This is a genomic window from Escherichia sp. WS568 (genome assembly GCF_046486085.1).
GTDB classification, from domain to species: domain Bacteria; phylum Pseudomonadota; class Gammaproteobacteria; order Enterobacterales; family Enterobacteriaceae; genus Escherichia; species Escherichia coli.
Genome location: NZ_JBJQMC010000008.1, coordinates 188,751 through 210,427 on the forward strand (window position 1 = coordinate 188,751; position 21,677 = coordinate 210,427).

Sequence of the window (21,677 nt, forward strand, 5' to 3'; positions counted from 1 at the left end):
TAGTGGTAGCGATGATGCTATGCATAAAAACCTTGAAGCCTGCGCCTGGCGCGGTCAGGTCGGTGTCGCTATGGCAACAAGCCTAAAGGCATAACCCGACAGGGATAAGACGAAAAATCCGAGATTAGTTAACCATATATGAACCCAGTACCCGCGCAACGTGAATATTTCCTCGACTCCATCCGCGCCTGGCTGATGTTGTTAGGGATCCCTTTTCATATTTCTTTAATCTATTCGAGCCATACATGGCATGTGAATAGCGCCGAACCGTCATTATGGCTGACCCTTTTTAATGACTTCATCCACTCGTTCCGCATGCAGGTATTTTTCGTTATATCCGGGTACTTTTCCTACATGCTTTTTTTACGCTATCCCTTGAAAAAATGGTGGAAAGTACGTGTCAAACGTGTAGGGATCCCGATGTTAACAGCCATCCCCCTACTGACATTGCCGCAATTTATTATGCTGCAATACGTCAAAGGGAAAGCGGAAAGTTGGCCTGGACTGTCATTGTATGACAAATATAATACGTTGGCCTGGGAATTAATATCACACCTGTGGTTTTTACTGGTGTTAGTAGTCATGACGACGCTGTGCGTATGGATATTTAAACGCATCAGAAATAATTTAGAAAATTCTGATAAAACGAATAAAAAATTCTCGATGGTAAAACTATCGGTGATTTTTTTGTGCCTCGGCATCGGTTATGCGGTAATAAGAAGAACGATTTTTATTGTGTATCCGCCCATTCTGAGTAACGGCATGTTCAATTTTATTGTCATGCAAACGCTATTTTATTTGCCGTTCTTTATCCTCGGCGCACTGGCTTTCATTTTCCCTCATCTTAAAGCCTTGTTTACCACGCCGTCTCGTGGCTGTACCCTTGCAGCAGCATTGGCATTTGTCGCTTACTTACTCAACCAGCGCTATGGCAGTGGCGATGCCTGGATGTACGAAACCGAGTCTGTGATCACCATGGTCCTCGGTCTGTGGATGGTGAATGTGGTCTTCTCCTTCGGCCACCGTTTGCTTAACTTCCAGTCAGCGCGGGTGACTTACTTTGTTAATGCATCGCTGTTTATCTATCTGGTTCACCACCCGTTAACGCTGTTTTTCGGCGCGTACATTACACCGCACATCACCTCCAACTGGCTTGGTTTTCTCTGTGGCCTGATATTCGTAGTAGGGATTGCGATAATTCTGTATGAAATTCATTTACGCATCCCGTTACTGAAGTTTTTGTTCTCTGGTAAACCGGTTGTTAAGCGTGAGAACGATAAAGCACCAGCCCGTTAAGCCATGCTTATAATAACCATTCCACGGGCAATATCGACGCCAGTCTGACCATAACCCGCTTCCAGAAACTGGTGGCGGGTTCTTTTTTGAGAACAATCTCTTTCTTTGCATGACGATCAACCCAGTTGATCCGTCCCCACCTGTCCAGACGGAGCTGCCAGGCCGCATCATACTGGCTCTGAATAAAGCGTTTATCAATTAACTGTGCCAGCGTTTCGCTCTCTATCACGAAGCCCATTTCAGTATTGAGCAATGTCGAACGCGGATCGAAATTGAAAGAGCCGATAAACACCGTTTTACCATCGATGCTAAAGGTTTTAGCATGCAGGCTGGCACCGGAATTACCGGTGATGCCGCGATCGTGTAACGTACTACTTTGTTCACGCGTCGGCTTGAGTTCATATAATTCCACGCCGTAGCGGAGCAATTTTTTGCGCCAGCGTGCGTATCCGGCATGGACGACAGCAACATCGTTAGCGGCAAGAGAATTGGTTAGGATCGCAATCTTTACCCCTTTTCTCACCATACGTAAGAGTTGCGCCACACCTGCGCGTGTCGGTACAAAATAGGAAGAGATAATATCGATGCGTTCACTGGGTGAGCCCATGATATCGAACAGGCGCTGCGGTAACAGTGAATGCCGTTTTGCCTTGCCCTCCCCTTTCGCCGGATCATCACTTAATAAACGTGTCTTCGCCCAGATAAGCGGCAACGTTCCATCAACCAGATGATTTATAAACGGACTGGATTCCATTTTGCGTAAATAACGATGCGTCATGGCATCGTTATGCCAGGAGGCGGGTAACTCGATGCGATCCGCCATTTCACCTTCCGTGACATCCAGCACCTGCTGTAAGGGTGAAACCGATTTGCAATACCAGTAGCGGGCGAAATCATCGGCAACGTCCTCTACCACCGGTCCTATTGCCATGACATCTAAATCCGAAAAAAGTGGCTCTTCCCCTGCCCCAAAATAGGCATCACCAATATTTCGTCCTCCCACCAGGGTAACCACGCCATCGACAGTGAAACTTTTATTGTGCATACGGCGATTGAGACGGGAAAAGTCGGTGATATAACCAAGCGGACGTAGCAAGCGAAACGAGAAAGGATTAAAAAGCCGGACTTCAATGCGTGGATGACTGTCAAGCAAGCGTAAAATGTCGTCAAGTCCGGGCGTATTGTTGTCGTCCAGCAACAAACGGACGCGAACGCCACGCTTTGCTGCGGCTAACAGGGCGGAAAACAGTAACCGACCCGACATATCGTCCTGCCAGATGTAATACTGAACATCCAGCGTATGCTCTGCCATTTCGGCCAGACGATACCGGGCGGCAAACGCATCCAGACTTTTCTCCAGAGGAAAAAGGCCACACTGACCGGGATGTTGCGAACACAGTGGCAGCACCGCGCTCGCCAGCCGGGGCAAATCATTCATCTCCTTGTTGAGTAAGGAGTCTTTCGTAGAGGTGGGCGTTTTCTTCATCATAACAGACAAAGTATACCTGTTCGGGTAAAGCGTGACGGGTAATAAATTCTGAAACGGTTTTTACTGCGATTTCAGCCGCTGCCGCACGAGGGTAACCATAAACCCCAGTACTAATTGCAGGAAAAGCCACTGACGTATAGCTGTTTGCCGCCACCAGTCGTAGGCTATTGAGATAGGCATCCTGCAAAAGCTGGTCTTCGTTTTGTTCACCACCACGCCAGACTGGCCCGACGGTGTGCACTACGGCTTTAGCGGGAAGATCGCCTGCAAGCGTAATAACGGCATGCCCCGTAGGGCAATCGCCCTGCTGTTGCCTGACTTTTAAACAGGCATCCAGCAGCGCCGGACCCGCTGCGCGATGAATGGCCCCATCGACGCCGCCGCCTCCCATTAATGACGGATTAGCCGCATTCACAATCACATCAACGGCCAGTTTGGTAATATCACCCTGCACAACATGAATACGCGTTTTCATAACGCCTCCTTACACCTTCTTGTTTCTTAAGTGTACAGCAGGCTTTTTGGTTAAATCGCATTTTTCTGCTCAGCAAGGTGAGTTGTTCAGAAACTTAGTTATATTCGATGTTCATTACAGCCAGCTTTTTCTGTTTATCAAGATACTGCACTTTTACTGAGGCTATTTGCGCGTTTTTGACATTGCCGCTCATTAACGCTTTGCTGGAATAGGTTCTGCCCGGAACAGAGCCATTCTGTGGGCAGTTCATTTCTACGGGTGTTGACTGGGTGCTGACGTCACATGCCGGTTCCACAATTTGGCCATAAAAGTGGATCACGCCCCCTTGCGCGGTGCTTCCTGCGATGGCAATAAAAGGAAAAAACATACTGCCGAGCATTAGAGAGTCTAAAAAAGATCTGAACATTTATTCTATTTCCTCAATGATTAGTCATCCTTGAGGGTTGTGTTATCCATACTTTCAGGTTGGCTGATTCGCAGCAGACCATTCTCTCCAGATTCATCTTATGCTCGATATTTCAACAAATTAAGACTTTCCTGAAGAGGGCGGCCATTGTTGTGATAAATGAAGTGACTGTCCATCAGAAACAGTAACAACTATTTTCACCCGATCGTCCGGGGAAATATTTAAACTCAACTTCGTCAAAGCAATGGGTTGATTAGCAGGCAATGAGAGGGTCTTTTCTTGCTTCGTCTGACTTTGCCCTGAACTGCCTTCGCGCAGGGACAATATTTGTACTCTGCACAGACAAGATTGAGTAAGAGTGACTTCAGGAATAATGGTGTACATATCCCCTTGCTGGGTCGTATTAAAGGTTATCTGACTGGAAAGTGCCGCAAGGAGTAATAACGCATTCATATTCTTCTCCCGAAAAAAAACAGGGCTTGCGCCCTGTTTCTTTAATACAGATGTGTATTAGTACTGATGAGCGGTCGCGTTGTTACCAAAGCCAACCTGAGTGACGTTAACGCTGGAGTTAGATGCAGTCTGGTCAACAGCAGCACCGTTACCGCCACCGAACTGTTTAACAGTCATAGTAGAATCTTTACCATTCCACTGATCAAGAGTAGCGCTGTTGCCGAAACCACGCTGAGTCAGATCGATTGAGCTGTCATCAGAACCTTGGCCAACATCTGCGCCGTTACCGCCGCCGTGCTGGGTAATGGTCAGATCAGAGTTACGGGCGTCAGCTTGCAGAGCAAGTGCAGAGTTACCGCCACCGTACTGGTAAATGTTCAGCTCTGAATTTGGGCCGCTATTATTACCGCCACCACCGTGGTTACCGCCGCCGCCGTACTGAGGAACAACACCTGCCAGAGCGCTACCAGAGAATACGATTGCTGCAATTGCTGCTACTTTTAAAAGTTTCATGTAAAACCCCCATCGGATTGATTTAAAAGTCGAATGGAAATTAACGTTGTGTCACGCGAATAGCCATTTGCGACTGTCTCTGCACTACAATTGCCGTTTTTTGAGTACCATACTGTGTAATATTTGCTTTATTACCAGAACCTTTCTGGATAATCATCGCAGTATTACCATAAGCACCTTGCGAAATACTGGCATCGTTGGCATTGCCCGCCTGATCAATATATGCAAGGTTATAATCTCCTGTCTGGTCAATCTTTGCCCGGTTGCTACTACCTTCTTGCGCAACAACCGCCAAAAGTTTTGAGCCTCCCTGCCGTAACTGAGCACTATTATTAGTCCCAGCTTGACCAATTATGGCTGCCTGATTAAATGAAGACTTACTCAATTCATTTACCGCGAAGTTATATTCTGAATTAGCTAAATCATAACCTGCTGCGGCTGCAATCCCAGGCGCACCCAGTATTGTTAACATCATAAATAACAATTTGTTTTTCATGTTGTCACCCTGGACCTGGTCGTACATTTAAGAAATTAAATCATTTCAACTTGGTTGTTAACGCAACCTGTATTTTGTTAACGCTGCGTTACGATGGAAAGTATGTCTGCGGAAATATTTTTAATAACTCACCCGCGCGTTGTATTTTTCTTTTTTTGTTCATACCAAAGTATTAAAACCCACGTAAATACGCTGTTATCTACGCAAAAAAATATTTTGTTTTCTTTTAAATCTCCGTTTTTCGCAATCAAAAATCACCAGACAGCCATTCTTCTTGCCCGTCGCTGATTGCTGCGATATGTCTTGCGCACAAGCCGTGACAAACCTCGTCTTTTTGCAGTAAAAAATTGTCCAAGGAGGTGTAGAGAAAAAACAAGAACGTTTTACATGACGAAAGGACTACACCGAAATATTTTTTATATGCATTATTAGCAAGTTAGCACCATTTGTATGATTTTTTAAAATTGTGCAATAAAAACTAAATGTACAACTTTTCTATCATTTCTAAACTTAATAAAACCTTAAGATTAACATTTCAATATAACGAGTTACATTTAGTTACATGTTTAACACTTGATTTAAGATTTGTAATGGCTAGATTGAAATCAGATGTAATCCATTAGTTTTATATTTTACCCATTTAGGGCTGATTTATTACTACACACAGCAGTGCAACATCTGTCAGTACTTCTGGTGCTTCTATTTTAGAGGCAGCTGTCAGGTGTGCGATCAATAAAAAAAGCGGGGTTTCATCATGTTTAATGAAGTCCATAGTATTCATGGTCATACATTATTGTTGATCACTAAACCTTCTTTGCAGGCGACAGCTCTCTTGCAGCACCTTAAACAATCGCTGGCAATTACAGGAAAATTACATAATATTCAACGTTCTCTGGACGATATCTCTTCAGGCTCTATTATTCTTCTGGATATGATGGAAGCGGATAAAAAGCTTATCCATTATTGGCAGGATACTTTGAGCAGGAAAAACAACAATATCAAAATATTGTTGCTAAATACGCCTGAAGATTACCCGTACCGCGACATTGAAAACTGGCCTCATATCAACGGCGTTTTTTATGCCATGGAGGATCAAGAACGTGTTGTCAATGGGTTGCAAGGCGTCCTGCGCGGCGAATGCTACTTTACGCAAAAGCTTGCCAGCTACCTGATTACGCATTCGGGTAACTATCGTTATAACAGCACGGAATCAGCCCTCCTTACTCATCGGGAAAAAGAGATCCTGAATAAGCTGCGTATCGGCGCGTCTAATAACGAGATCGCTCGTTCGTTGTTCATCAGCGAAAATACGGTTAAAACGCATCTTTATAACCTTTTCAAGAAGATAGCTGTAAAAAACCGGACACAAGCGGTTTCCTGGGCAAACGATAACCTCAGGCGATAAAGCCATGAAACGTTATTTACGCTGGATTGTGGCGGCAGAATTTCTGTTCGCCGCAGGGAATCTTCACGCCGTTGAGGTAGAAGTCCCGGGATTGTTAACTGACCATACTGTTTCATCTATTGGCCATGATTTTTACCGAGCCTTTAGTGATAAATGGGAAAGTGACTATACGGGTAACTTAACGATTAATGAAAGGCCCAGTGCACGATGGGGAAGCTGGATCACTATAACGGTCAATCAGGACGTTATTTTCCAGACTTTTTTATTCCCGTTGAAAAGAGACTTCGAAAAAACTGTCGTCTTTGCACTGATTCAAACTGAAGAAGCACTAAATCGTCGCCAGATAAATCAGGCGTTATTAAGTACGGGCGATTTGGCGCATGATGAATTCTAAATAAAAAATTGTTCGGAGGCTGCAATGCGTGTCAAACATGCAGTAGTTCTACTCATGCTTATTTCGCCATTAAGTTGGGCTGGAACAATGACTTTTCAGTTCCGTAACCCAAACTTTGGTGGTAACCCAAATAATGGCGCTTTTTTATTAAATAGCGCCCAGGCCCAAAACTCGTATAAAGATCCGAGCTATAACGATGACTTTGGTATTGAAACACCCTCAGCGTTAGATAACTTTACTCAGGCCATCCAGTCACAAATTTTAGGTGGGCTACTGTCGAATATTAATACCGGTAAACCGGGCCGCATGGTGACCAACGATTATATTGTTGATATTGCTAACCGCGATGGTCAATTGCAGTTGAACGTGACAGATCGTAAAACCGGACAAACCTCGACCATCCAGGTTTCGGGTTTACAAAATAACTCAACCGATTTTTAAGCCCCAGCTTCATAAGGAAAATAATCATGCAGCGCTTATTTCTTTTGGTTGCCGTCATGTTACTGAGCGGATGCTTAACCGCCCCGCCTAAAGAAGCAGCCAGACCGACATTAATGCCTCGTGCTCAGAGCTACAAAGATTTGACCCATCTGCCAGCGCCGACGGGTAAGATCTTTGTTTCGGTATACAACATTCAGGACGAAACCGGGCAATTTAAACCTTACCCGGCAAGTAACTTCTCCACTGCTGTTCCGCAAAGCGCCACGGCAATGCTGGTCACGGCATTGAAAGATTCTCGCTGGTTTATACCGCTGGAGCGCCAGGGCTTACAAAACCTGCTTAACGAGCGCAAGATTATTCGTGCGGCACAAGAAAACGGTACGGTTGCCATTAATAACCGAATCCCGCTGCAGTCTTTAACGGCGGCAAATATCATGGTTGAAGGTTCGATTATCGGTTACGAAAGCAACGTTAAATCGGGCGGTGTTGGGGCAAGATATTTTGGGATCGGTGCCGACACGCAATACCAGCTTGATCAGATTGCCGTGAACCTGCGTGTCGTCAATGTGAGTACCGGTGAGATTCTCTCCTCGGTGAACACCAGTAAGACGATACTTTCCTATGAAGTTCAGGCCGGGGTTTTCCGCTTTATTGACTACCAGCGCTTGCTGGAAGGGGAAGTGGGTTACACCTCGAACGAACCCGTTATGCTGTGCCTGATGTCGGCTATCGAAACAGGGGTCATTTTCCTGATTAATGATGGTATTGACCGTGGTCTGTGGGATTTGCAGAACAAAGCAGAACGGCAGAACGACATTCTGGTGAAATACCGCCATATGTCGGTTCCACCGGAATCCTGACAGATAAAAAAGCCGGAATTATCATCCGGCATTTTACGGTTTAAGCGAAAGCGTGAGTGCCCCTCACGCTTTATTTTTGATTTCCTGCTCACGGTGCGCCGTCTTTGCACTACGCGCCGCCAGCCACAGGCCGCTGTTTTTCATTGCGTAACCAAATATCAGCCCAAGCGCCAGCGAAGGTAACACCAGTTTCCAGTCACCCTGCCCGGCAAACGTCGCGCATGCGCCTATAAACGTCCCCGGAACAAATGAAAGCAGCAGCTGTTTCGCCTGAATACACATCAGAAACGCGACAATACCGGTTATGACATAACCGAGAATTTCCAGATGTGGTGCCAGTGCACTACCGTAAATAATGACCATCGCCCACACCACGCCACTAAGCAGGGTTGCAGCGGAGATCGCCAGCCCTTTCAGCCCACCTTGCGGGCAGGCAAAGTAGGCCGTACAGCCCAGGAAGCCCGCCCAGCTTAGTAAGCCCAGGGAAACAGCCACCCATCCCCAGATACCGGAGAGAATACCTGTTGTGATTGCAATAGAGAGAAGTATGTTCATGCCGCGCATGATAGCAGAAAACGCGGCCATGAATGAGATCGAGCACACATTTTATGCAACAACAAATTATCTGTTGCAGTTATGAGTGATGCAGATCACATTTACTCTTCAGGATCTTCTTCCAGCTCTTCCCACATTGCACTAATAGCATCGCGGGTTAGCGGTGCCATGGTGCGCCAAAAAGGCGTAGTTGCATGGGCCTCCACTTTACCAAGGAACGCACCACACCAGGGTAACAGATACTCACTGAACAGTGTTTCCAGTGCTTCGCTCTCATCTTCCGTTGACTGATCTTCCAGCCAGGAAGCCGCGAGCAGCAATGTGCCGATGTGATCGGCTGGCGTATCCGCTAATGGCATCCCCCGTTCGGAAAGAAAAGCGCGCACTTCCGCTTCCGTCGCGCCCTCAACCCATGCGCTACGATATGGCGGCACAGCACATTCATCGCCGATAAACAACGCATTGTAATCGGCAGAGACTTGCGTCATATCACAGCTTTTCTGCAAACGTGTCAGCAACTCATCCTGCTCCAGTGGCCAGTTCGCAGCCAGTTTCCCCTCACGAATCAGGGTAAACAGCGGCACCAGTAAAGGATCTTGTGGTTGGCGGTAATAGAGCGAACCCAGCACACGACAGAGGATAGAAAACTCGTTCATTAATATATTTCCATTACTAGTAATTAAAGGTCTGCAAATTCCGCAATCGGTGCCATACCGCGAGATTCAAGGAAGTTCAGTAAGCGGCGCGGAGAAACATTCAAAATGCGCTCTGGCGGAAAATCTACCGCGTCGAGGATTTTAAGACACTCTTCAAATTCACCCATGGTAAACGCGGTGTGAGAATCCGAGCCTAATGCCACCCAACCTCCAGCGTCACGTACCGCTGCGGCTACCGCACGACAATTGTCTTCACTTCCCTTACGTGAGTGTAAAAAAGAGGAATTATTGATTTCCAGCGCCACCTGATGTTTCGCGGCTGCTTCAGCAACGGCTTTAACATCTATTTCATATTTCGGATTTCCGGGATGGCTTATTATATGCACATTGCCGCTGGCAATAGTGGCGATCATCGCTTGTGTATTGGTCGCTTTATCATGCGGCGCAAAAACCGGCTCATGAAAACCGGCAATAATCAGATCCAGCGAATCAAACATTTTGCCGCTGCAATCAATTTCACCATCAACATTTTTAATGTTAGCTTCGATGCCGCGCAGGATCCCTACTCCATCAACCACTCGCGGCCAGATACGCATGTTAATGAAGTGCCAGTGATGCGGCGCATCTTCCATATCCGGGCCATGATCGGTGATTGCAAAAAGTTTAATGCCCTTTTGTTTGGCCTGGGCAATGTAATCACTCAATGTGCTATATGCATGCGTGCTGGCAACGGTATGCATATGAAGGTCGACGGGATACATAACTCTCTCCTGTATTCAATTCCCGCCAAGGATAGCAGGAAACCTGATGCTTTATTAGTAGCCGCGTGCGCGGTCGACTTGCCCGCAGACCCTCTCCCCTTTTTCGAGCTGGGCAATGGTGCGCGAAATGTAATCCACAGCTTCAGCGGGACGGGTAATCGCGGCGACATGTGGTGTTATCGTCACGCGTGGATGTTGCCAGAGCGGACTTTCCGGCGGTAAGGGTTCACGATTAAAAACATCCAGCATTGCGCCTTTAACTTTGCCGCTATCCAGCGCCGCGAGCAGGTCATCTTCCACGACATGAACACCACGCGCCAGGTTGAGGAGATACGCGCCATCCGGTAATTTTTCGAGTAATTGTTGATTAATAATGCCGACGGTTTCAGGTGTATTCGGTAACAAATTAATCAATACCCGACATTGGCTCAGAAATGCAGACAGTTCTTCCCGTCCGGCAAAGCTTTGCACGCCAGGCCACGATTTACGGGTTCGACTCCAGCAACGCAGCGGAAAGCGCCAGGTTTGCAGACTCTGAGCAACTTTACTGCCCAGTACGCCTGCGCCCAAAATGCCGATGGTAAAATCTTCCCGATGATATTCAGGAAGCGGTTGCCAATGCGAACTATTTTGCTGGATGCGATAATCGTCAAAACGTCGAAACCAATGCAGCACCTGACTGACAGCATATTCCTGCATTTGCTCGCCCATACCGGTATCTTCCAGGCGAAAAAGTGGAACAGAAGGTTTCAGCATTTCAGGGTGTGCCTGTAGCTTGCTCAAAATAGAATCAACACCTGCCCCGAGTGCGAACACCGCTTTAAGATCGCGCCCTGCCAGCATTTCAACTGGAGGATGCCAGACTAAAGCATAATCAGCAGAGACATTATCTCCGCTTTTCCATGCTCTGACTCTTGCCTGAGGAATAGCTTTGCGCAGTGCCTCAATCCACCATTGGGTATCAAACGTTGGGTGATAAAAGATGATATCCATACTGACTCCCGAAAAGCGTTGCGCGAAATTTATTCGCACTTATCGTTATGATCTACAAAAGCCACCAGCATAACAAATCCGTGGTCGGTGGCAAAAAAAGCAAATTTCGCTTATTAAAACTGCATATTGATTGAAGTTTGAATAAACGCGCGATTTTTTAAAAAAGTTTGTTGACCTCAGGTCATGATTTCCCTAAATTAGCGCCCGTTCCAGCAAGACAGGAACAACAATTTGGTGAGGTGTCCGAGTGGCTGAAGGAGCACGCCTGGAAAGTGTGTATACGGCAACGTATCGGGGGTTCGAATCCCCCCCTCACCGCCAGATTACAAGCGCATGTTATTGTTTAACATGCGCTTTTTTATTTATCCTTCCAGACAGTATGCCACCGGGTATGCCATCTGAAACCGGTTTGTATGAGCCGCGATCACATCTTATCGGACAATTTCCGATCTTTAAGCATACTGGCAAAGCTATACTGACAGCATGTCAGGATAGTGTTCTGCAATAATATCATTCAGTCGCTCAACCAGTTCCGGTTTTCTGAACGTGATATACGCGGAGCCCTTCTTAAAGTATCTGATACTGAACATCTCATCTTCATAGTCCTCTTTCCCCTGAACAGACTGGATGTGCTCATCCAGATGAATGGTGATGTTTTCCCGATTGTCGGGGATCGGTTTGCCGCTGAACAGGTGCAGCATTCTTTCCAGGTCGGTAAGTCGATCTGCCTGTTGCCCGCTGTTCAGATGAAATCCCCACCGGTCCCACCTCACCAGATTGTTGACGATAATTTTACTGCCAAATTTACAGGGTGAGTTGGTTTTGTAATTCCAGCTCAGCACTCTGAAGACGTTGATCACTCCTCGCTCAAACACGTCATCCTTATTCTGGTGCAGTTGCTCAAATGTGCTCCAAATGTTCGCTTCACTGATTTCCGGAAAGTTATCGTACTCCAGTGAGCGGTACCATGTATCACGGGCCTGCGCATCCATTAATGACAGCATCCCGGAACGTTGCATCAGGCCACGCCAGATTTCGCGATCGAGATTGCGGGTGATGGCTTTCATTGCGGTTTCCGGTTTCTCCATGAGCCAGCAGCCGCAGCGAAAATCCTGTTTCATGGCCCAGTCCCGGGCGTTTTACCGCCAATGCTTTCCGTCAGTACCGAGATTTCAGCCAGTTGCCGGATAAGTGTGTCGATTTGCAGCAGCGCACTCTTTCGTACAGCCAGAATGTGGCGGATACTGGTTGAGCAGATAACGTCCGTATGTCCGTTGACCAGTTCCGGGCGGGAGATTGTGATATCTGACATCATCGTTTTTCCTTTTGGTTTATAAACGAAAACGCCAGCCGTATTCAGGCTGGCGTCAGTGGAATGAAGTCTGGTGAGTAAGACTCACCTGTTCTGTTGCAGAAGCTGCTGTTGGCGCAGGGTACGGATATCTTCCCTGGCCTGTTCAATGCAGGGCAGCAGTGCTGCTGAATCCGTTTTATCCTCATCGTTGTCGAAGATAATCCCTGATTCGCAGTCAATATTGTCCTGCAGCCACGCAATCAGAATATCCAGCGCCGTTTCTGTGGTTAATGATTTCATGTTGTGAATTTACGGGTTACCAGTCGAAAGTGGGGAACCCCGGCAGACATTCTGCGCCGGCGTCCAGATGAATGAGACTGACGCCATAACGCCGGGTGAGAGTGACGACCAGACGACGGAACGTTCTTGACAGGCCCAGGCGTTTAAGCCGCAGAACCGGGTACGACCATGCATCGGTACGTAACAGATAGCCGCTGCCTGTAAAATGAATCCATTCTGTTTCGCCGTCGTCATTAGTCTGGTGTGACAGCGAGTACAGCCAGGCGTTGTCCGTTTCCGTGATATGTGCGGTACTGCAACGTATGCCGGTAAGGGTTGTTAACGGTGGTGGTGTACTGGTTGACTGCTGGTCGGATTTATCGACCACGCGGAGTGAATAACCGTTTTCAGAGACCTTGTTAATCAGTTCAGCGAGATTAACACCATCGACGTCAACGACAATGCGCCCCATGTTCAGCGCCTGCATGTTAATGCTGTCGGCTTCCGGCGTCAGGGAAAGTTTCATTGTTTCGCCTCCTCCGGATGCTTGCCCAGGGTAATGTTATTTACCATTCTGTAATTGTCCCGGGTCATCAGGCCGGTCGCCCTGCGAGCCCGGAGAATATCAATGCTGTTGATTAACTGAGACGACGGGGCTCCTGCGCTGAATCCCGGCTGGTCAGTTCGTACCAGCACGTATTTTTCAACGAGAAAGTTCACCGCGTCACACAGTGAAATCCCTGCCTCAATATGCTGCTCAATCACACGTTCATCAGCGAACGGTGTGTCATTCAACGTAAGGCCATAGTGCTGGTCCAGCAGTCGGGTGAGCAGTGTCTGCCAGATTTCAACCGGAGACGGGCAGCGCGATGCCGCCCGTACGTGTGTGTCGGGTAATGTTTTCATACTGAAGATTTTCCTGATATGCAGATATAAGAAATGGAAAAGTGGCGTGGCTGGTGAAAGCACCAGGCCGGAGCAGAAGGCTATTCCGGAGGGTTACTTTCCGTTTCGGTCGCAGGATAAACAGCCAGATAAACGTAACCACAGGAGCCGAGGGTGTCGGCATCGCAGGTCAGCCCTTTCGCATACAGCGTGACGGTATGCTGATGCCGGGGATTCAGTTCACCGCTGGTGAGCATGAGTTCCAGTTGTTTCATCAGCAGTGGAAAAGCCTGGTCCAGATGGTATGCATCCGCATTGCTGAACCGGCCTCTGATACCGGCGCGGTCTGCAAGGTAATGCAACCGGTTACCCTCCTGCACCAGACGTGCCCCGAAACAGGGCGTCACGGTGCAGGGCAGCCCCCACCAGGGGCGGTCTTTGTTGTCGTCGGGAAGCGTTGTCCCGGGGAGTGTGTCTGACACGATAAAATCCTCACAGAAAATCGGTGAATGATAGTTTAACGATGACGGGGCAGCCGGCGCGCAGACCGGCTTCGGTGAAGGTATATTCGTTGATGAGAAGGGCCTCATCCACAGCGGCGTCTGAGGTCAGCCAGTCGTACTCGTTTTCCAGTTGACGGTACAACCAGAAGGCCAGGTCGCGCAGGGCTTCGCTGACTGCGGCTTCCGCATCGGTTGTCATAGCCTGACCAGTCGGACTGTTCCGGGTGACGGTGATATCCATGCAGTACGGATGGCAGTAACGTCCCCGGTGGTGGATTTCAGCCTGCAGTTGCCAGAAGTTACGCTTCTGCACCGCCTGCAGGGCATCCGCGATACGATGAAGCTCACGGTCCTGCGGGGCATACACCCCGACTCTCCTGGCTGTTGCTGACTGCCAGTGCCAGCGTCCTTCAAAACAGGCTCCGTCCCCCTGGCTGCAGAATCCGCTGAACCAGATGCACGGCTCTTCCATAAACCTGCCGTTGCTGAGCCGGATAACACGCTGGCGGAGGTCAATCCCGAAAATGCCACAGACCTCCCTGAAGTCCCCATACGCGTTTTCATACCAGTTGCTGTCAGCATGATGCTGACGGTACCAGTCGCGGGCTTTTTCCTGTGCGGTGGAGGATAGCTCATTCAGTGTATACACGGTGGTGGTGATAATTCTGCTCATCAGAGTGCCCTTACTGACTCAGTTCAGAGTGACGTTCATCAGCCGGACATACGGGCCAAAACTGTCCTTACGGCGTTCAGCAAACACGGCCAGCACACCGGGAATATCCTGCACTTCACGACCGGTATACGCCTCAGCACTGCCGTGCCAGCGGTATTTGCCGGTACAGAAAGGAAAAAGACGGGATGCCGGATGTTGTTGGTGAATACGCATGGCTTCACCACGGGTGATGATTTTCATAGTGTGATACCTCTGAAGACAGAAGATAAAAGTGCAAACAAGCGTGATGTGGTTGTGACGGGTTAAAGCAGACCATGTTCGGCAAAGGAGAAAACCTGGTTGCCACCGACTATCAGATGGTCCGGCACCCGGATATCCACCAGGCCCAGTGCCTGTACCAGACGTTCCGTGATAAGGCGGTCTGCCTTGCTGGGTGTGACTTCACCGGACGGGTGATTGTGCGCCAGCACCACGGCAGCGGCATTGTGGTACAGGGCGCGTTTAATCACTTCCCGGGGATGGACTTCCGTGCGGTTGATGGTGCCGGTGAAGAGGGTTTCACCGGCAATCAGTTGATTCTGGTTATTCAGATACAGCACCCGGAATTCTTCACGCTCCAGTCCCGCCATGTTCAGAATCAGCCATTCCCGTGCCGCACGGGTGGAGGTGAAGGCCACGCCGGGTTCATGAAGATGGCGGTCCAGAGTTTTCAGGGCCCGCAGAATGAGACTGCGCTCGCCGGGCGTCATCTCTCCGGGCAGAAAGGAAAGCTGTTGCATTGTGCTTCTCTCCATTCAGTCGATGATGCGCATAATGGCGCTGCATTCCGGATGCTGCAGGGCGTAATCCCGCAACCGGTAATAATGGACCGTCATGGCATAACACTCCGTACGACAGGCATGATGGCTGTACGTCATCAGACAGGCAGCAATGCCGGCGGCTTCCGGGCTCATTTCAGCGCGGTTACCGTTCATGGCATTGAACAGTACCCATGTTTCGTCATCATCGTCATCCGGTTCGGGTGCCATAAATGCCCCGCCGTTGTTCAGGGTGTACAGATTCCAGATACCACCGCAGTAGTCTTCACACAGACGGTCCATCCAGCCGAAGACACGGGGCTCCAGGGCCACCCACTGTGGAATGAGGCCAAAGTGCTGCGGCCAGAAGCTGATGCGCTGTTCATCAGGGACTATGGTGGCAACCAGCTGAGGCTGGTCATTCCCTGATGCAGCGGTTACGGAAACAGAAGGAGTGGTGGAATTATGCAAGACGGTTGTCATGAGATTATTCCTTATAAAAAGTAAATGAATGGAAGAAATCCCGGGGGAAGGGACAGACGTGAGTCAGAACTGCGCTTTCAGGGAAACGGCATCAGCGCATACTCTCCAGCAGCGTTTCAGCCATCACCCACAATGCGCGGTTGAGCTTAATGTCGGTGTCGATGCTGTGAATGGCACGGGTGTGGATACGTTTTCCTCTGGCACTGCGACCGGAAATCCCCCCTTTCAGCATATTCTCCTGGATGGTCTGATAAGCACTCCACAGGTCCTTTCCGTAATCCTCCCGGCGTCGTGGCGTCAGAATGTCGGCGGTGGTGACGGGCTGATGTTCGTCACCATAACGGTAAGTCAGTGCCGCCTGTGCCAGCGCCTGGCGTGCCGGTGGCGGCAGGACCAGCGACTGCATGGCATCACGCTTCTCCTCTATCCGGTCAAAAACCCCCACCACCTCGTAAGCCCCTTCGATAACTTTCTCCACTACATTTCCCCGGTGCGGAACACGCACTTCCCCCAGAGACTGACCACAGACGCACCCGTTCTGGCAGACGAACCTGAAGTAACCCGGCAGCATCTGGTAGCTGGAGGTACCGTCATGAGAGTTGAGCAGAATAATTTCAGGGACATGTTCTCCGTTTATCTCTCCGGCCCGCCGCAGACGCAGCATGTGTTTTGTGTATCCCCGACGGCCCGGGTCGCGCACACGGGTCTGGCAGGCGAAGAATGGCTGGAAGCCTTCCCGCTGCAGACTTTCCAGCACGGTGATGGTGGGGATGTACGTATAGTTCTGGCTTCGGGACGTGTGTTTATCTTCCCCGAAAATCCCCGGCACATGGTGCATCAGCTCTTCATGTGTCAGTGGACGGTCACGGCGTATCTGGTTTGCAGCATAACCAAAACGACTGGCTAATCGCATACTTTGCTCCTTATCGGTGGTTAAGATTTACTGGTGTAATAAATGAAAAAAGCCGCGTCTCCCGGAGAAGACGCGGCCTGATGGACGAAATCAATGACGTTTATTGTCTGAGAAGCCCTTCACTGGCGAGCCACGCATTAAGCTGCTTTCCGGCACAGGGTTCAGTATTCCGGCAGCGCCAGCGTCGCTGACCTTCCGCGTTGCGGATAACCAGCCGGAAGTGCGCACCTGGTCATCTTCAATAAGCACATTAAGGTAAGCTGTTGTGACAGCCACCGTCTGCCCGTATGAGAAAGATCCTTCAGCCAGGACATACTCTGTGTGTAACCCGGCATATCTGGTTTCTCCTGATAAATAGCCTCTGCCATACGTTGTGGCAGAGGCTGAAGCATGAAACTGACTTCAGGGATCAGTTAACATTTTTTCCGGAAACGGTAATCAGCAGTGGATGGTAGTCCTGGGGATCGAAAACCGATAACGGCAGACTGACACGATGGCCGTTACTTTCTTCAGTTGCTTTAATGATTTCGGTTGTGGCGACATTTTCCACGCACTCCGTTTCCATAAATGCGTCTGTGGTTCGCGTGGCATTACTGTCACCAAAGGCTTCCGTTTCCATTTTTCTGGTCACCAGCGTCTGACCATATTTGTCTTTGAGTTGCAGAGTGATGGTGAGGGGGCCAAATCCTTCATCGTTTCCGCCATTATCCAGCCGGAACTGGTAGGCACAAATATTTCCCGGGAGCCATATCGTATCTGTATTGCGTATACTGATGTAACGTTGATCCTGTGCCCGGAGTGGGGCAGACCACGTTAACCCCAGAATGAAGGCGGTAATCATGCAGGTTTTGAACAGGTGAATCATGGTATTTACCTCTCTGAGTCATGACGATGACACTGACAAATCAGGTGATAAAACGTAAAAGGCGCAGAATAGCCGTTATGCCGGTAACTCCGGGGGTAATGCTTCTTCCAGTCGGTTAACCATATTGCCGAGATGGGATGCATCATATTCCATGACGGGGCGTTGCCTGATGATACTGACCACCAGTGGTTTGATTAACATATTGGTCGCGGCCCGTTGTTGTATACCGGCGGCGAAAATGATCTCCAGAGCATTCTGATCGATAACACGGGCCAGATTCGCGTTCAGATTTTCAATCTCATGTCCGGTCAGCAGGAAACTGCCGGCAAGCCATGTCACCTGCTCCTGAATCATTGCCAGAATTTTGACGCGATCTTCTTCAACCAGCGCTCCGGCAATTTTTCCTGATACAGCGGAGGCAATCATTCCCCCCAGAACACCGCCAACCACACGCCCTGTCAGTGCACCAAATGGTCCCAGTGGACTGAACAATATCCCGCCCGCCACTGACCCGACAGCACCACCTGCCACACCGGAAGATGCCACGGCAAGATTCCTGATGAACTGCGCACCGGAGATCCGTCCCCGCAACATTTTGATCATGTCAGGGCCGGTTGTGACAGCTACCAGTGCCAGAGATGTCACCAGCGTACCCTTCATCACTTTGTTCAGGGCACTGATATTTCCTGCACCGGTCCCCTTCTGAAGCGCCTGCCGGACAGTCGGGCTGGCCGTCGAAAAATCAATATGCTTCAGCATACCCTGAACAACACTGAGCCGGTGAAGTTGCTGGGTTGTGACGTAGACAGCCAGTGTGCGGGTGAAGGTTTTTCCTGCCTGGACAGCAGCTGTCTGCAGGGCAGCATCGCGATCGCCGGTGCTGAGCCAGAAGACCGATGCCGTCAGGGCAAAACTGATCCCTCCGGCCGCCAGACTGACAACCGACCCCTCGGCAATATCATAAGTGACCGATTCGATGGTCCCGAACCGGGTGATATTACGGGCCTGGGTATAAGTCAGATGTCCCCGACGAATCAGCCGGGACGCTTCTGCGGGATCGGTTACACCGGGTACTTTACCTTCGCGGATCTTATTCTTCATGGTTTCCACAGCGCCGGCATACTGATCACGGGGGACTTCCAGTTGCATGGGTCCATGATTTCCCATGTAACGATACTGTCCGTTTTGTCCGTCGAATGCCGCACCGACGCTACGGGCTGCAGTTGAACAATATTTCGTCTGGATTTCTGTTCCGCTGACCAGTCTGTCTGCTCCATTTCTGGCATTATTATCACCGAGGATCCGTGCGTTTTTCAGACGGACTCTGTCGACAATATGGTTTCCCCGTTCAGCGGCAAACCCATGTCCCTGCCCTCCGGAAGCAAACATTTTCTCATTTGTACTCCAGGTTTCCGGCAGTTTCATGAGAATCAGACCATTCGCCGTTGCATCGGAAATAAAACCGGTGTAAGAACGTTCATAAATGTCCTGACACAGTGTTTCTGTTTCGCGACAAAGAGAGGAGCAGTACCATTCCGGATCCGGCTTATGATTTTCCGGGGCATGATGTACTTCTGTCAGCCCGCAGGAGGCACAGATACGAAGCTCATCCACGTGGTGGAATGATACAAAACGGCGGCCTTCTGAAAAGGGGTACCAGTCACCGCCGTCCAGGCAACGATCGAGAAAATCGTCATTCGCTTCCGGTGATAAATTCAGGCGGTTCCGGAAGAGGGTTTTCAGTTCATCAGGGGTAAATGACAGGCTCTCTCTCAGCTTTTCGTTGAAACCCGCCATGTTTCTTTCATACCAGGCATTGTCCAGTAGCCAGTTTCCGTCTGCCAGTTCAAATTCCCTCAGTTCTCCCCGGGAAATCCGTTGTGAAATGAGTGTCAGCCAGATGCGCTCCGTCAGCGTTTCAGGAAGGCTGTAATCGTTTTGCAAACTGCTCAGCCACGATTTACTGTTGAGCACCGGTTGTTCTTCCAGTGTCTGGCGGATGGCACTGGTCAGTCTTTTCAGCGCCTGGATCTGGCTGGCCGCCCATAGCAGCGCCACTAATGCAGCCAGCCAGTACAACAACCCGCCCCACCACATCAGTGAGGGTGAAATATCGAACTGCAATGCGATCAATGGTGCGTATGCAGAACACGCCATAAGGAAAAAAGCAGTATAAAAACAGCAGTAATACCCGTTAATTTCCTTGCTGATATCTTCAGGTGTGAGCCCGTTCTGCTGAATGGTTCTTATCTGCACGGGAAGAGCCAGCAGACCAGCGGCGAGAGCGGTGGTCAGAATAAATTTTACAGAGTCAAAAGTATGAGCCTCCAGTGCGATATGTTTACCATCAAGTCCCCACATGAAGCTGATAATCATTCCGGCAATCGTCAGAAATACGCCTGCCAGCCAGCGAATATGGAATAACCGGGTTATGCGTTCAGTGATATAGCCAGCCAGTAAAGCCGGGCCGAACAGACACAGCAATACGAACCCTGCCAGCGCAGACGCTGTGCTGGTTAATGCTCTGAACAAAAGGCGAAGAATGGCAAATCCTGCGATCAGCAGAATCAGCGCGCCGACTATCTGTAACATAGTCACTCCGTGATGAATATCATGTTATTGTGAATGCCAGTGAATGTGGCACTGAAACGTTTTCCCCCGTCCGGGTCCCGGTCATGATGACCGGGACCACAGAGAGGCAATGCAGAATTATCAGAAGGTCACATTCAGCGTGGCCTGACTGCTATAACCTTCAGCGCTGCTGCCGTTGATGCTGTGGGCATAACCGGCCTGAACGCCCAGGGTGATATTTTCCCGGACACGGGCTTCCAGTCCGGCCTGCAGGTCCAGTGATGTGCCATTCTGTGAGGGTGAGAACGTCATGTTACTGCCGGCTGCGGCTGTACCCATGCTCATGTCACCCCGGGAGCTGAAAGTGCGGATAACAGAAGGCTGTACCCACCAGTTCACCGGCAGTTCACTCACACGGTGTTTTGCACTGTCGCGCAGAGTGTCACGGGATGAGGTGCCTTCGCCAAAGGTCATATCGTTGTGGCTGCCCAGACGGAAGCCGGCACGCACATGTTGTGCACTGCCATGCCCGAACTTCACATAACCGGCGTTATCCTGGCCGTCATCCAGGGAGAGCCCCTGCCAGGTGTACTGCAGTTGTGGCTCCAGCATCAGATTGTCAGTGATACTGAAGGGCAGACCGGTTTCCAGTGAGCCCAGCCAGCCCCAGCCCCGGGCGCGGAAGTCGTTATTGTCCGATGACGCTTTCATGCTGTGACGGGTTCCCTGGGCCACAATGTCAGCCCACAGGCCGGAGGATGTGTGTACCAGATTCAGGTATCCGCCCAGACTGCCGGCATCATCCCGGACCGTGCCGGCGCGGGAGCCGTCATCATCCTTAACATCAACGGAAGAATGGCCTGCAGCACCATATACCCCCGCGGTCACAGACATACCGGCAACCTCTGTTCTGAGCAGGTCACCCTCCAGACGGACGAAGCCATAGCTGCCGCTGCTTTCCGGCGTGGCCCCACGGGCAATACCGCCGTTGTTATCGTGACCGAGATGACCGCCCTGAATGCTGAGACGGACGCTGTTATTTTCACCGCTTACACCGGTCTGATGGCTGCGGGAGCCTGCCAGAATCCGGTCATAGTCCATTGCCTGTGTCTGTAGTGGTCAAGTAATATTGGCCACGGTTTTACAGTAAAAACGGTATCTGTTCTCTGATTCTTCCGGCGTCAACCCACCGTTGTAATGGTGAGGCCTGACGCTATTGTA

26 protein-coding genes, 1 tRNA gene and 3 pseudogenes are annotated in these 21,677 nt (G+C 49.8%); 6 read left to right on the forward strand and 24 right to left on the reverse strand.

Annotation, left to right across the window (positions count from 1 at the left end):
• Nucleotides 1-138: 138 nt before the first annotated feature.
• Nucleotides 139-1,296, forward strand: coding sequence for a glucans biosynthesis protein MdoC (gene mdoC, locus ACJHWR_RS11765; RefSeq protein WP_001070365.1), 1,158 nt, complete (start codon nt 139-141; stop codon nt 1,294-1,296).
• Between the two features lie 7 nt (nt 1,297-1,303).
• Here mdoC and clsC read toward each other — a convergent pair whose 3' ends face one another.
• From clsC to csgB, 6 genes are all read right to left on the reverse strand, one after another.
• Nucleotides 1,304-2,785, reverse strand: coding sequence for a cardiolipin synthase ClsC (clsC, locus tag ACJHWR_RS11770; RefSeq protein ID WP_072157182.1), 1,482 nt, complete (start codon nt 2,783-2,785; stop codon nt 1,304-1,306).
• Nucleotides 2,727-3,260: an O-acetyl-ADP-ribose deacetylase gene (gene ymdB, locus ACJHWR_RS11775; RefSeq protein ID WP_000857405.1), complete on the reverse strand. Its 534-nt coding sequence runs from the start codon at nt 3,258-3,260 to the stop codon at nt 2,727-2,729. Before ymdB ends, clsC begins: the two co-directional genes overlap by 59 nt.
• A 94-nt stretch (nt 3,261-3,354) precedes the next feature.
• Nucleotides 3,355-3,666: a type 1 fimbrial protein gene (locus ACJHWR_RS11780; protein WP_000489990.1), complete on the reverse strand. Its 312-nt coding sequence runs from the start codon at nt 3,664-3,666 to the stop codon at nt 3,355-3,357.
• 120 nt (nt 3,667-3,786) lie between these two features.
• Nucleotides 3,787-4,119, reverse strand: coding sequence for a curli assembly chaperone CsgC (gene csgC, locus ACJHWR_RS11785; RefSeq protein WP_000992819.1), 333 nt, complete (start codon nt 4,117-4,119; stop codon nt 3,787-3,789).
• Nucleotides 4,120-4,176: 57 nt separating this feature from the next.
• The gene (csgA, locus tag ACJHWR_RS11790) at nt 4,177-4,632 is read right to left on the reverse strand and encodes a curli major subunit CsgA (protein WP_000771435.1); all 456 of its coding nucleotides are present in this window, start codon (nt 4,630-4,632) and stop codon (nt 4,177-4,179) included.
• 40 nt (nt 4,633-4,672) lie between these two features.
• Nucleotides 4,673-5,128, reverse strand: coding sequence for a curli minor subunit CsgB (gene csgB, locus ACJHWR_RS11795; protein ID WP_001360656.1), 456 nt, complete (start codon nt 5,126-5,128; stop codon nt 4,673-4,675).
• A gap of 754 nt (nt 5,129-5,882) precedes the next feature.
• Between csgB and csgD the strand changes: the two genes are divergently transcribed.
• From csgD to csgG, 4 genes are read left to right on the forward strand one after another with little or no spacing between them, the layout of a single operon-like run.
• Nucleotides 5,883-6,533, forward strand: a complete 651-nt coding sequence (gene csgD, locus ACJHWR_RS11800) for a biofilm master transcriptional regulator CsgD (protein ID WP_000481500.1) — start codon at nt 5,883-5,885, stop codon at nt 6,531-6,533.
• A gap of 4 nt (nt 6,534-6,537) precedes the next feature.
• Nucleotides 6,538-6,927 carry a curli production assembly/transport protein CsgE gene (gene csgE / locus ACJHWR_RS11805; protein ID WP_000833288.1) on the forward strand — a complete coding sequence of 130 codons (390 nt, stop codon included), beginning with the start codon at nt 6,538-6,540 and terminating at the stop codon, nt 6,925-6,927.
• Nucleotides 6,928-6,951: 24 nt separating this feature from the next.
• Complete coding sequence (gene csgF / locus ACJHWR_RS11810) at nt 6,952-7,368, forward strand: curli production assembly/transport protein CsgF (protein WP_001264088.1); 417 nt, start codon at nt 6,952-6,954, stop codon at nt 7,366-7,368.
• Between the two features lie 26 nt (nt 7,369-7,394).
• A complete protein-coding gene (gene csgG / locus ACJHWR_RS11815) occupies nt 7,395-8,228 on the forward strand; it encodes a curli production assembly/transport protein CsgG (protein ID WP_001189321.1) in 834 nt (277 codons plus the stop codon).
• A 63-nt stretch (nt 8,229-8,291) separates the two neighbouring features.
• Here the strand turns inward: csgG and ACJHWR_RS11820 are convergent, their stop codons facing one another.
• The 4 genes from ACJHWR_RS11820 to ghrA form a co-directional block, all read right to left on the reverse strand.
• On the reverse strand, nt 8,292-8,783 hold the full coding sequence (locus ACJHWR_RS11820; RefSeq protein ID WP_001300785.1) for a DUF1097 domain-containing protein: 492 nt from the start codon (nt 8,781-8,783) through the stop codon (nt 8,292-8,294).
• Nucleotides 8,784-8,884: 101 nt separating this feature from the next.
• Nucleotides 8,885-9,439 carry a molecular chaperone YcdY gene (gene ycdY / locus ACJHWR_RS11825; RefSeq protein WP_001001923.1) on the reverse strand — a complete coding sequence of 185 codons (555 nt, stop codon included), beginning with the start codon at nt 9,437-9,439 and terminating at the stop codon, nt 8,885-8,887.
• Between the two features lie 23 nt (nt 9,440-9,462).
• Nucleotides 9,463-10,200 carry a zinc-binding phosphatase gene (gene ycdX / locus ACJHWR_RS11830; protein ID WP_000283664.1) on the reverse strand — a complete coding sequence of 246 codons (738 nt, stop codon included), beginning with the start codon at nt 10,198-10,200 and terminating at the stop codon, nt 9,463-9,465.
• A 54-nt stretch (nt 10,201-10,254) separates the two neighbouring features.
• Nucleotides 10,255-11,193, reverse strand: coding sequence for a glyoxylate/hydroxypyruvate reductase GhrA (ghrA, locus tag ACJHWR_RS11835; protein ID WP_000351331.1), 939 nt, complete (start codon nt 11,191-11,193; stop codon nt 10,255-10,257).
• A 233-nt stretch (nt 11,194-11,426) separates the two neighbouring features.
• Between ghrA and ACJHWR_RS11840 the strand changes: the two genes are divergently transcribed.
• Nucleotides 11,427-11,514 (forward strand) — tRNA-Ser (locus ACJHWR_RS11840).
• 149 nt (nt 11,515-11,663) lie between these two features.
• On the opposite strand, the pseudogene ACJHWR_RS11845 reads toward ACJHWR_RS11840, so the two are convergent.
• The 14 genes and pseudogenes from ACJHWR_RS11845 to ACJHWR_RS11910 all read right to left on the reverse strand — a co-directional run.
• Nucleotides 11,664-12,505: pseudogene (locus ACJHWR_RS11845) on the reverse strand (DUF4942 domain-containing protein).
• A gap of 84 nt (nt 12,506-12,589) precedes the next feature.
• Entirely contained in the window at nt 12,590-12,787 is a 198-nt protein-coding gene (locus ACJHWR_RS11850; RefSeq protein WP_000839253.1) for a DUF957 domain-containing protein, read from the reverse strand.
• 16 nt (nt 12,788-12,803) lie between these two features.
• Nucleotides 12,804-13,292, reverse strand: a complete 489-nt coding sequence (locus ACJHWR_RS11855; protein ID WP_032180032.1) for a DUF5983 family protein — start codon at nt 13,290-13,292, stop codon at nt 12,804-12,806.
• Entirely contained in the window at nt 13,289-13,672 is a 384-nt protein-coding gene (locus ACJHWR_RS11860; protein WP_000854686.1) for a TA system toxin CbtA family protein, read from the reverse strand. The genes ACJHWR_RS11855 and ACJHWR_RS11860 overlap by 4 nt, the downstream gene beginning before the upstream one ends.
• 80 nt (nt 13,673-13,752) lie before the next feature.
• Nucleotides 13,753-14,133, reverse strand: a complete 381-nt coding sequence (locus tag ACJHWR_RS11865; protein ID WP_001285602.1) for a type IV toxin-antitoxin system YeeU family antitoxin — start codon at nt 14,131-14,133, stop codon at nt 13,753-13,755.
• Between the two features lie 10 nt (nt 14,134-14,143).
• Nucleotides 14,144-14,827, reverse strand: a complete 684-nt coding sequence (locus ACJHWR_RS11870) for a hypothetical protein (RefSeq protein WP_000086768.1) — start codon at nt 14,825-14,827, stop codon at nt 14,144-14,146.
• An 18-nt stretch (nt 14,828-14,845) separates the two neighbouring features.
• Nucleotides 14,846-15,067 (reverse strand): DUF987 domain-containing protein, encoded by a 222-nt coding sequence (locus ACJHWR_RS11875; RefSeq protein ID WP_000692298.1) that lies wholly within the window; start codon nt 15,065-15,067, stop codon nt 14,846-14,848.
• A gap of 62 nt (nt 15,068-15,129) precedes the next feature.
• Nucleotides 15,130-15,606, reverse strand: a complete 477-nt coding sequence (locus ACJHWR_RS11880) for a RadC family protein (RefSeq protein WP_001186726.1) — start codon at nt 15,604-15,606, stop codon at nt 15,130-15,132.
• 15 nt (nt 15,607-15,621) lie between these two features.
• Nucleotides 15,622-16,107, reverse strand: a complete 486-nt coding sequence (locus ACJHWR_RS11885; protein ID WP_000214307.1) for an antirestriction protein — start codon at nt 16,105-16,107, stop codon at nt 15,622-15,624.
• A 91-nt stretch (nt 16,108-16,198) separates the two neighbouring features.
• A complete protein-coding gene (locus ACJHWR_RS11890; RefSeq protein ID WP_001761104.1) occupies nt 16,199-17,020 on the reverse strand; it encodes a DUF932 domain-containing protein in 822 nt (273 codons plus the stop codon).
• Nucleotides 17,021-17,120: 100 nt separating this feature from the next.
• Nucleotides 17,121-17,355 (reverse strand): annotated as a pseudogene (locus tag ACJHWR_RS11895) (DUF905 family protein).
• A gap of 74 nt (nt 17,356-17,429) precedes the next feature.
• Nucleotides 17,430-17,885, reverse strand: a complete 456-nt coding sequence (locus ACJHWR_RS11900) for an IrmA family protein (RefSeq protein WP_000581506.1) — start codon at nt 17,883-17,885, stop codon at nt 17,430-17,432.
• Nucleotides 17,886-17,960: 75 nt separating this feature from the next.
• Nucleotides 17,961-20,477 carry a hypothetical protein gene (locus tag ACJHWR_RS11905; protein WP_001531238.1) on the reverse strand — a complete coding sequence of 839 codons (2,517 nt, stop codon included), beginning with the start codon at nt 20,475-20,477 and terminating at the stop codon, nt 17,961-17,963.
• Between the two features lie 120 nt (nt 20,478-20,597).
• Nucleotides 20,598-21,566 (reverse strand): annotated as a pseudogene (locus tag ACJHWR_RS11910) (autotransporter domain-containing protein); the annotation flags it as partial.
• Nucleotides 21,567-21,677 lie beyond the last annotated feature (111 nt).